This window comes from Rhodoferax sp. OV413 (assembly GCF_945881795.1).
Classification (GTDB): domain Bacteria; phylum Pseudomonadota; class Gammaproteobacteria; order Burkholderiales; family Burkholderiaceae_C; genus Allorhodoferax.
In genome coordinates this window covers 1-10,370 of sequence record NZ_CAMCVG010000076.1, presented here as the reverse complement: position 1 = coordinate 10,370, position 10,370 = coordinate 1, and the positions used below count along the sequence as shown (strand labels likewise).

Here is a 10,370-nt window from a genome sequence, read left to right as displayed (position 1 = left end):
GACTGTGAAGCCTTGTTCTTGGCCGGAAACACAAATTTCCGTGAGCGGTGAAAACCTCGCTCAATAGACTCTTTGGCTGCAGCCTCCTGCCGAAGCTTCAAAAGTTGAACGGTCATGGGTCCAAGGGGTAATCGGTGATTTCTGCCGTTTTTGGTCTTGTAGAAAAAAACATAAGGGCCGTAAAACTCATTGCCCTCAAGATTCACGTGGCTTGTGTTCTTCACACTGGTGCCATCGGCTTTGCTGGTCTCATCCAAAAACTCCCGCCACACCCACTTGGCATGCTCAGACTTGCGGCACCCCAAGAGCAGCATCAGCAAAATGAAGTGAACACCGGTCTCGTTGTCATTGCTTAGCCGCTTGCTCCAAGCGGCTTCTAAAAACGGGCCAAGTGACTTGCTGGGCTGCAGCGGGTTACGAACCGATTGGGCTTCACGCTGTTTATCAAGCTCCTCTTGTGAACGATAAGCCTGATCAATCACCAAGATTTCAAAGGGGTTGTGTGTGAGTCCTGGTTTGCGCCCAGCACCAATCGCATCGAACTTTTCACGATCAATATTCCAGTTCACCGCTGCACTGGCCCACCTAAACCGCTGTTCATTGGCGGTCAATGTTGCTTTGCCTTCTTCAAACTTCTTCTTGATTTCTTCATGAGTGATGTCTTTGACCTTTTTTGTGTCCCAACCCCACTCCTTGAACCGCTTCACAACGCGGCTAACAACCTTAAGTGTTTCAGGACCAGCACGCTTTTTAGCCCTAGTCGTTAGGTGATTCGTGTAGCGTTCAAAACACATGCCCAGCGTGAATTCGCTTGCCGCAATCTTTTTGGCCTCTTCATTTGGGTTCTTGCCCGTTTCAAGCATGGCCAATGCCAAAGTCGCTGCCTTTTTTCGGGCATCTTCAATTTTTGGGAAGTCAGCCACGTTGCCCACTGTGGGCATGATTGACTTGCCGTTGACCTTTCGCCTGATGACATAGGTCTTCTTGCCAGCGACTCGAACGCCAAAACCGGGAGGTGCACTTTGGTGGGCGTCCCAGACGATATAGCTGGAGGCAAAATCGGGGTTAGGCTTGCCGTTAATGAGTTTGGGATTTGGCTGATTCGGAATCTTCCCTTTGGAGTCAACACCAAGGGGTATTTCTTCAAGTCGAAATGACTTGATGAGCTTGAGATCGAGTTCGACTTTCATGTTGCCTCCGTAGACTTTCTCCGATTTATCGGGGGACTACGAATTCGCTTGAAAGCCTTTATTCATGCGGGTTTTCGTAATTTTTACCCTGAAGGGGACTGAAACTGGAGTGTAGCGTCAAAGTCCTAGCGTATGGTGACCTTTTAGTCCCCACCAAGCTGGATTTGAAGTGGGATAAATGCAGATGAATTGGGACACTTTAGGACGCTGGATCGAAGAAGATCATTGATTTATATGGAAAAAACTACAACATTCGATCCTGCCGCACCGGGCTTAAATCATACCGCGATGATGGCCCAATACCTCGGCCTGAAGTCGGACTACCCCGACACCTTGCTGTTCTACCGCATGGGCGATTTCTATGAGATGTTTTATGCCGACGCCGAAAAAGCGGCCCGCATTCTGGACATCACCATCACCACCCGCGGGCAGTCGGCCGGTGCGCCGGTGGTTATGGCGGGGGTGCCTTTTCATTCGATGGAAGGCTATCTGGCCAAGCTGATACGGCACGGCGAGTCGGTCGCGATTTGCGAGCAGGTCGGCGAGGTGGGCGCGTCCAAGGGGCCGGTGGAGCGCCGGGTGGTGCGGGTGGTAACGCCGGGCACGCTCACCGATGCCGAGCTGTTGTCCGAAAAAACAGAATCCATGCTCATGGCGGTGCACCAGGGGCCGCGCAACCGCTGCGGGCTGGCCTGGCTGTCGGTGACGCAGGGCGTGGTGTTTCTTGCCGAATGCGCGCCCGATGAGGTGCCGGACTGGGTGAGCCGCATTGCCCCCAGCGAGCTGGCCTACAGCGCCGGCTGCACCACCGCCTTTGAAGACCGGCTCAAGCGCCTGCGCCAGGGGCTGGCGGTGTACCTGACCGCGCGGCCCGAGTGGCAGTTTGACGCGGCACTGGGCGAGCGCAAGCTGCTGGACGCCCTGCAGGCGGCCAGCCTCTCGAGCTGGAACGCGCAGGGACTGGGATTGGCACACGCCGCCGCCGCCGCACTTTTGGGCTACGCCGAACACACCCAGGGCCGCGCGCTCACCCACATCCACAGCGTGCAGGTGCAGCGGGACGACGCGCTGATTGACCTGCCCGCCACCACCCGGCGCAACCTCGAGCTGGTGCAAACCCTGCGCGGCGAAGACAGCCCCACCCTGTTCAGCCTGCTCGACACCTGCATGACCGGCATGGGCAGCCGCCTGCTCAAACGCTGGCTGCTGGAGCCGCAGCGCGACCGCACCGAGGCGCAGCACCGCCTCTTGGCCATTGGCACCCTGCGCGCCAACGAACACGGAAATGTGTGGCAAACCCTGCGCAGCCAGCTCAAGGGCTGCGCCGATGTGGAGCGCATTACCGCCCGCACCGCGCTGCGCCAGGTGCGCCCCCGCGAACTCATCGCGCTGGTGCAAACGCTACAAAAAACGGAGCTGCTGGCGCAGACGCTGCAAGCGTCACAGGGCTATTTGGCCCATATTTGCAAGGCGCTGAAGCCGCCGGCCGATGCCATCGCACTGCTGGTGCGCGCCATCGCTCCCGAGCCTGCGGCCCTGGTGCGCGACGGCGGCGTGATGGCGGACGGCTTTGATGCCGAACTCGACGAGCTGCGCGCCATCCAGACCAATTGCGACGCCTTCCTGCTGGACTTGGAGGTGCGCGAAAAAGCCCGCACCGGCATTGCCAACCTGCGGGTGCAGTTCAATCGGGTGCATGGCTTCTATATTGAAGTCACCACCGGCCAGGCGGACAAAGTGCCCGACGACTACCGCCGCCGCCAGACCCTGAAAAACGCCGAACGCTTCATCACCCCCGAGCTCAAGGCCTTTGAAGACAAGGCCCTGAGCGCGCAGGAGCGTGCCCTGGCCCGCGAAAAATGGCTTTTTGAGCAGGTGCTGGACCAGATGCAGGCGCATATTGCAGCGCTCAGTGGCGTCGCGCAGGCGCTTGCCGCGCTCGACGCCTTGTGCGCGCTGGCTGAGCGCTCGCTCACGCTGGACTGGAACGCGCCGCAGTTTGTGGCCGAGCCGTGCATTGACATCACCCAGGGCCGCCACCCGGTGGTGCAGGCGCGGCTGGCCGAACTCAGCGGTCAGGCCGGGCCGTCGGGCAGCCGCAGCTTCATTGCCAACGACACGCGGCTGGGCCTGAAACAGCGCATGCAGGTGATTACCGGCCCCAATATGGGCGGCAAATCCACCTACATGCGGCAGGTGGCGCTGATTGTGTTGCTCGCCAGCATGGGCTCGTATGTGCCGGCGCAGGCCTGCCGCTTGGGGCCGGTGGATGCGATTCACACCCGTATCGGCGCGGCAGACGACCTGGCCAACGCGCAGTCCACCTTCATGCTGGAGATGACCGAGGCCGCGCAAATCCTGCACAGCGCCACGCCCCACAGCCTGGTGCTGATGGACGAAATCGGCCGCGGCACCAGCACCTTTGACGGGCTGGCACTGGCCAGCGCGATTGCCACCCAGCTGCACGACAAGGCGCAGGCCTTCACGCTGTTTGCCACCCATTACTTCGAGCTCACCGAGTTCCCCGCCCGCCACCACGCCGCGGTGAACATGCACGTGAGCGCCACCGAGGCTGGTCGTGACATCGTGTTTTTGCACGCCATGGAGCCCGGCCCGGCCAGCAAGAGCTACGGCGTGCAGGTAGCCCGCCTGGCCGGCATGCCCGCCGCGGTGCTGCACCACGCCCGCCACACCCTGGGCGCGCTCGAAGCCCAGGCCAGCGAATCCCGCGCCCAGGTCGACCTTTTTGCCGCCCCGCCCGCTCCCGAAAACATAGCTGCCAGCGCAATAGACACGGCGCTTTCCGCCATAAACCCCGATATTTTGAGCCCCCGCGAAGCGCTGGATGCGCTCTACCAGTTGAAGGCGCTGGCGGGGAAGCAGTAGCGGGATGGGTAGCAACACCACCCCGATACACTCCAGCCCACACCCCCAACCCGCAAAGCCAATGACCTACTGCGTCGCCCTCAAACTCAACGCCGGCTTGGTGTTTCTCTCGGACTCCCGCACCAATGCGGGGCTCGACCAGATCAGCACCTTTCGCAAGATGATCGTCTACGAGAAGCCGGACGACCGTTTCATGGTGCTGCTCTCGGCGGGCAACCTGAGCATTTCGCAGTCGGTGCGGGAAATTTTGCAGGTTGAGAAGCTCAAGGACCACGAGGACGACGAGGGCATCACCATCTGGAATGCCAAAAGCATGTTCGACGCGGCCCGCGTACTGGGCTCGGCCATCCGCAAGGTGCAGGCGCGGGATGGCGCGGCTCTCAAGAGCGCCGGGCTTGATTTCAATGTGTCGCTGATCTTCGGCGGCCAGATTCAGGGCGAGGGCATGCGCCTGTTTCAGGTGTATTCCGCGGGCAACTTCATCGAGGCAACACCCGAGACGCCGTATTTCCAGGTCGGCGAGTCCAAGTACGGCAAACCGGTGCTGGACCGCGTCATCACCCCGAGCACGCCGCTGGACGAGGCCGCCAAGTGCGCGCTGGTGTCCATGGACTCCACCCTGAAATCCAACCTGTCGGTGGGCCTGCCGCTGGACATGGTGGTGTACGAAGCCAACCGCTTTGCCACCGACAGGGTCGTGTGCATTGACGAGCACAACCCCTATTTCAAGATGCTGCACGACAGTTGGGGCCAGAAGCTGCGCGAGGTGTTTGACAGCATCGAGGACCCGATGTGGAACGGCGGCCAAACCGAGGTGCCGCTGCTGTTGCCCAGCGAACGCTGCCTGCCGCTGAAAAAAATCACCCGCCCTGAAGAAAAGCTGATCTAGAGGGCCGCAGCCCGGCGAAGCGCGATGAACACACTGATTTTTTCTCATGCCAACAGCTACCCGGCAGGCACCTACAAGGTCCTATTCGGGCACCTGCGCGCTCGCGGGTTTGCGGTGCAGGCGCTCGACAAATTCGGCCACGACCCGCGCTACGCCGTCACCAACAACTGGCCGCACCTCACCCAGCAGCTTGTCGATTTTGTGCGCCCCCTAGCCGAGGCAGCAGGCGGGCCGGTGTGGCTGGCAGGGCATTCAATGGGCGGATTTTTGAGCCTGATGGCGGCAGCTAAGCACCCTGAGTTGGCCCGGGGTGTGGTGCTGATTGATTCGCCGCTGGTGGGCGGCTGGCGCTCCAAGGTGGTGGGACTGGCCAAGACAACCCAATTGGTGGGCTCGGTGTCGCCGGGCGCGGTCAGCCGCAAGCGCCGCTACCAGTGGCCCGATGCGGCGGCTGCGCTGGAGCACTTCCGGCACAAAAAAATGTTTGCCCGGTGGGATCCGCAGGTGCTGCAGGACTACATCAATGACTTCCCGCTGGACGGCAGCGGCAAGCGCGTGCTGGCGTTTGAGCGCGACGTGGAAACCGCGGTCTACAACACCCTGCCCGACAACCTGGACAAGCTGCTCAAGCGGCATCCGGTTAAGTGTCCGGTCACCTTCATTGGCGGGAGCCACTCCGAAGAATTGCGGCGGGTGGGCATGGACCTGTCAGCCAAGGTGAGCCAGGGCCGCATCATGATGCTGGACGGCAGCCACCTCTTCCCCATGGAGAAGCCGCTAACCACCGCCGCGGCCATTGAGACTGCACTACTCAATATGCAGCGCTAGCCCGCAAGGGGCTCTGAGAGCCTCAGGGCGCCCAGGCGACCAGACCGCTCCAGGCGGTGGCGAGCACCACCACACCAAACACGATGCGGTAGTAAGCAAACCCCACAAAGCTGTGGGTGGAGATGAATTTCAGAAGCCAGCGCACGCACAGCCATGCGCTGATGAACGACATCACCAGCCCCACACTGAACATCGGCAGATCAGCCATCGATAGGATGGCACGCTCTTTGTAGAGGCTGTAGCCCCCCGCGCCGATGAGGGTGGGAATCGCCAGGAAAAACGAAAAATCGGTTGCCGCCTTGCGGGACAGGCCCAGCAGCATGCCGCCAATGATGGTGGCGCCGCTGCGGCTGGTGCCGGGCACCATAGCCAGGCACTGCGCCAGGCCCACCTTGAGCGCATCCAGCGGGGTCATGTCGTCCACGCTGTGCACGCGTACCGCGGAGCCGCCCGCGCTCTGGCGCCGCTCGGCCCACAAAATGATGAAGCCGCCGATGATGAAGGTGCTGGCCACCACCACCGGGGTAAAGAGGTGGGCCTGGATGGCCTTGCCAAGCAGCAGCCCCAGCACCACAGCCGGCACAAAGCCGATGAATACATTCAGCGCAAAACGCTGCGCAGCTCTATCGGTGGGCAGGGCAACCAGCGTGCTGCGGATTTTTTGCCAGTACACCAGCACCACCGCAAAAATCGCGCCGGTCTGGATGGCGATGTCGAACACCTTGGCCTTGGCATCGTCAAAACCCAGCAGCGCGCCCGCCAGAATCAAGTGCCCCGTGCTCGAAATCGGCAAAAACTCGGTGAGCCCTTCCACCACGCCCATGACGGCGGCCTTGATCAGCAACGTTAAGTCCAAGAGTTCGCTCCAAAAAACAGTAAAAACAGCCGCTAACCCACGCAGTGATTGCGCAGACAGCTTCAAAAACTATAGCACTTACTCGTGGCGCAGCGCCTCGATAGGCAGCAAACTGGCGGCTCGGCGGGCGGGGTAGTAGCCAAAGAAAACGCCCACCAGCGCAGAAAAACCCACCGCCAGCAACACCGAGTCCGCGCTCAGCGCCACCTGCCAGCCGCCAAACTGGCCTACCGCCCAAGTCGCCAATGCGCCCAGCGCCACCCCGATTGCGCCCCCCAGCAGGCTCAAGGTGACCGCTTCAATCAAAAACTGGGCGAGGATGTCGCGCCCGCGCGCACCGACGGCCATGCGCAGCCCGATCTCGCGGGTGCGCTCGGTCACGCTCACCAGCATGATGTTCATGATGCCGATGCCGCCCACACCCAGACTGATGCCGGCCACCGCGGCCAGCAGTAGCGTCATCACTCGGCTGCTCTCTTCCTGCGCCTGCAGGATTTCGGTGAGGTTGCGCACCACAAAGGGATCTTCCGCGCCGTCCTGCGCTTTGAAACGCTGGCGCAGCAGATCGCGGATCGCCACCTCCACCTGGCGCATGTCCTGCCCCTCGCGCACCTTGACGCTGATGCTGCCTACCCGCTTGAGGCGACTGGTGGCATCTCCGCCCCAGATGCGGTTACGCAGCGTGCCCAGCGGCACCATGACCACATCATCTTGGTCCTGGCCCATCGAGTTCTGGCCCTTGGGGGCGAGCACGCCAATCACCGTCATGGGAATGTTGCGCACCCTGATCATTTGCTCCACCGGGTCCTGATCGCCAAAGAGCTCGCGCGCCACAGTGCTTCCGATCCAGGCCACCTTGGCCGACCCGGCCAGCTCGCCGGCGTCAAACAGGCGGCCGGCAGCCAGCGGCCAATCGCGCGCCTCGAGAAAATCGTTGTTCACGCCGATGATGGTGCTGCCCCAGTTGGTGTTGCCATAGACCAGCTGCCCGGTGGTGCGCGAGGTGGGCGCGGCCACCTGTACCTCCGGAATTTCCAGCGCGATGGCGGTGGCGTCTTCTTCGGTCAGGCGCTGGCGGGTCTGCGCGCCCAGCCGCACACCAGCCTGCGACACGCCGCCCGGCAGCACCAGCATGATGTTGGAGCCCAGACCCTTCATCTGCTCCTGCACCCGGTCGGTCGCCCCGCGCCCGACCGCAATCATGGTGATGACAGCCGCCACCCCGATGATGATGCCCAGCATGGTCAGGAAGCTGCGCAAGGTGTTGGCTGCGAGCGAGCGCCAGGCGCTGCGCAGGGCTGCAAAGAAATTCATAGCCCCAACCCTGCGCCGCTTTGCGGGTCACTCGTCCCCGCCTGCAGTCTGTCTTCCACCATGCGGCCGTCCTTGAAGACCAGCTTGCGGCGGGCCCACGCGGCGATGTCGCTCTCATGGGTCACCAGCACCACCGTCATACCCTGGCGGTTCAGGTCGGACAGGAGCTGCATGATGTCGTTGCTGGTCTGGGAGTCCAGAGCACCGGTCGGCTCATCGGCCAGAATGAGTTGCGGCTGGTTGACCAGCGCGCGCGCAATCGCCACCCGCTGCTGCTGCCCGCCCGAGAGTTCGGTCGGTGTGTGCTGCGCCCGGTCGCCCAGGCCCACGCGCTGCAGCGCCTCCAGCCCCCGAGCGCGCCGCTCGGCGGCTTTGATGCCGGCGTACACCATGGGCAGTTCCACGTTTTCCAGCGCGCTGGTGCGGGCCAAAAGGTTGAACTGCTGGAACACAAACCCGATCCGCCGGTTGCGGATGGAGGCCAGCGCGTCAGAAGAGAGGCTCTGCACCGCCTCTCCGGCCAGCAGGTAGCTGCCGCTACCGGGCTGATCGAGGCAGCCCAAAATGTTCATCAGGGTGGATTTTCCGGAGCCGGAAGTGCCCATGATGGCCACCATCTCGCCTTCGGCAATGTCCAGCGACACATCGCGCAGAGCGTGCACCACCTGCGCGCCCATGGAATAGGTTTTGGTCAGCCCGCGGGCGGCAATCAGCATGGGGCTTGGGCTCAGAACGGCGAGCGGGGCCCGCTGCCGCCGGGCTTGGCCACAGGCGCATTCTTGATGCCAGTGATGACCTCTGCGCCTTCGGCCAAAGCGGCTGCGCCCTCGCCACCCTCCAGCAACTCAGTGGTGCTGCCATCCGACACGCCGATACGCACCGGCACCGCCTGCGGCTTGCCGTCCGCGCCCAGACGGTAGATGCGGCCCTTGCCCGTCCCGCGCGCGCCAGCGGGCGCCTCCACGCCTTCGATGCGCATGCGCAGCGCAGCATTTGGCAACTTGAGCACCTGGTCGCGCTGGTCGGTCACCACCCGCACATTGGCAGTCATGCCGGGCAGTAGCTTGCCGCCTTCGTTCGAGAAGCCGACCACAGCGACATAGGTCACCACATTGGCCACACTGGTGGCGGCTTTGCGCACCTGCCGGATGCGGCCCTCAAAGGTTTGGCCGGGAAATGCGTCCACGGTAAAGCTGGCCTTCTGACCGGCCAGCAGGCGGCCCACATCGCTCTCATCAATAGCCGCTTCGACCTGCATGTCCGAGAGGTTTTGGGCAATTACAAACAGCTCGGGCGACTGCAGGCTGCTGGCCACCGTCTGGCCCCGCTCGATGGTGCGCTTGATGACGATGCCATTGACCGGCGAGGTGATGCGGGTACGGGCCAGGTCGATGCGGGCCTGCGCCAGCGCGGCATCCCGCTGCGCCACATTGGCCTGCGCAGTCTTGATTTGCGCCTGCGCCACGCCGACCTGGGCCTGCACACTCTTGAGGGCTTCCTGGCTGGTGTTCACCAAAGCCCGGGCCCTGTCGGCCTCGCTCACCGCGATAAATTGTTTGTCAGCGAGGCTCTGTTTGCGCTCGAGGTCACGGCGGGCTTCGTCAAGGTCGACCTGCGCGCGGGATACCTGCGTTTGCGCTGCCAAGGCGTTAGCCTGAGCGGTCAGCACGGCTGCGCGGGCTGCGTCCACATCGGCCTGGGCCGAGCGCACGCGGTATTCAAAGGTTTCGGGGTCAATCTGGGCGATCAGTTGGCCGGCCTTGACTTCGCTGTTGAAGTCGACCAGCACATCGCGAATCTGGCCGCTCACCTGCGTGCCCACGCTCACCTGCGCGACCGGGCTGACCGCGCCGCTGGCCGCGACGGTGGCCTGCAGAGAGCCACGGGTAATGGTGGCGATGCGGTAGTCCACCTGGGTGCTACCGGGCTGCTGCGACCACCACCACGCGCCGCCACCGGCAGCGACAAGCAACAGGGCGGCGAAGGCGATGCGTTTTACGTTCATGCGGAGATTCTAGAAAGCCCGTGTGGCAGGACGCCACACACAGAGCAATGACCCCGCTGCGACTGCACCGCCGAATGCGCCTTCCGAAGCCCGGAAATGCTCTCTACAATGGCCCCGAACCAAGACCACTGAGGACGACAGGATGACCTTGCGATACACCACCGTGCCCAACACCTTGCCCGAGAACAAGATGCGCCTGTACCCCACCAAGGTGATCAACATCATTGGCGGCCCAGGGAGCGACAAGTCGCTGTTTTCAGCCGCCATCATCCTGTTCCTGAACCTGCACCACAAGACGGTGGAGACGATTCCGGACTACGCCAAGTCGCTGGTCTGGCAGCAGAACTTTGAGGTGCTGAAGAACCAGTACTTCATCGCCCAGCGCCAATTTGAAATGCTCAA

General features: G+C 62.4%; 9 protein-coding genes. 4 read left to right on the top strand and 5 right to left on the bottom strand.

Annotated elements, in window-relative coordinates:
- Nucleotides 1–1,190: integrase family protein (locus tag Q0O05_RS09565; RefSeq protein WP_293662474.1), on the bottom strand; the 1,190-nt coding region annotated here is incomplete at its 3' end.
- 234 nt (nt 1,191–1,424) lie between these two features.
- Between Q0O05_RS09565 and mutS the strand changes: the two genes are divergently transcribed.
- The 3 genes from mutS to Q0O05_RS09550 all read left to right on the top strand — a co-directional run bounded on the left by mutS (nt 1,425) and on the right by Q0O05_RS09550 (nt 5,793).
- Nucleotides 1,425–4,076 carry a DNA mismatch repair protein MutS gene (gene mutS / locus Q0O05_RS09560; protein ID WP_293662472.1) on the top strand — a complete coding sequence of 884 codons (2,652 nt, stop codon included), beginning with the start codon at nt 1,425–1,427 and terminating at the stop codon, nt 4,074–4,076.
- Between the two features lie 61 nt (nt 4,077–4,137).
- Nucleotides 4,138–4,965, top strand: a complete 828-nt coding sequence (locus Q0O05_RS09555; protein ID WP_293662471.1) for a proteasome-type protease — start codon at nt 4,138–4,140, stop codon at nt 4,963–4,965.
- 24 nt (nt 4,966–4,989) lie between these two features.
- Nucleotides 4,990–5,793, top strand: a complete 804-nt coding sequence (locus Q0O05_RS09550) for an alpha/beta hydrolase (protein WP_293662469.1) — start codon at nt 4,990–4,992, stop codon at nt 5,791–5,793.
- A 22-nt stretch (nt 5,794–5,815) separates the two neighbouring features.
- Here the strand turns inward: Q0O05_RS09550 and Q0O05_RS09545 are convergent, their stop codons facing one another.
- The 4 genes from Q0O05_RS09545 to Q0O05_RS09530 form a co-directional block, all read right to left on the bottom strand.
- Nucleotides 5,816–6,649: an undecaprenyl-diphosphate phosphatase gene (locus Q0O05_RS09545; RefSeq protein WP_293662467.1), complete on the bottom strand. Its 834-nt coding sequence runs from the start codon at nt 6,647–6,649 to the stop codon at nt 5,816–5,818.
- Nucleotides 6,650–6,727: 78 nt separating this feature from the next.
- Nucleotides 6,728–7,963: an ABC transporter permease gene (locus tag Q0O05_RS09540; RefSeq protein WP_293662465.1), complete on the bottom strand. Its 1,236-nt coding sequence runs from the start codon at nt 7,961–7,963 to the stop codon at nt 6,728–6,730.
- The gene (locus Q0O05_RS09535) at nt 7,960–8,679 is read right to left on the bottom strand and encodes an ABC transporter ATP-binding protein (protein WP_293662463.1); all 720 of its coding nucleotides are present in this window, start codon (nt 8,677–8,679) and stop codon (nt 7,960–7,962) included. Before Q0O05_RS09535 ends, Q0O05_RS09540 begins: the two co-directional genes overlap by 4 nt.
- An 11-nt stretch (nt 8,680–8,690) precedes the next feature.
- Nucleotides 8,691–9,968: an efflux RND transporter periplasmic adaptor subunit gene (locus Q0O05_RS09530; protein ID WP_293662461.1), complete on the bottom strand. Its 1,278-nt coding sequence runs from the start codon at nt 9,966–9,968 to the stop codon at nt 8,691–8,693.
- 142 nt (nt 9,969–10,110) lie between these two features.
- Between Q0O05_RS09530 and Q0O05_RS09525 the strand changes: the two genes are divergently transcribed.
- The coding region (locus Q0O05_RS09525; protein WP_293662459.1) for a hypothetical protein at nt 10,111–10,370 on the top strand (260 nt) is incomplete at its 3' end.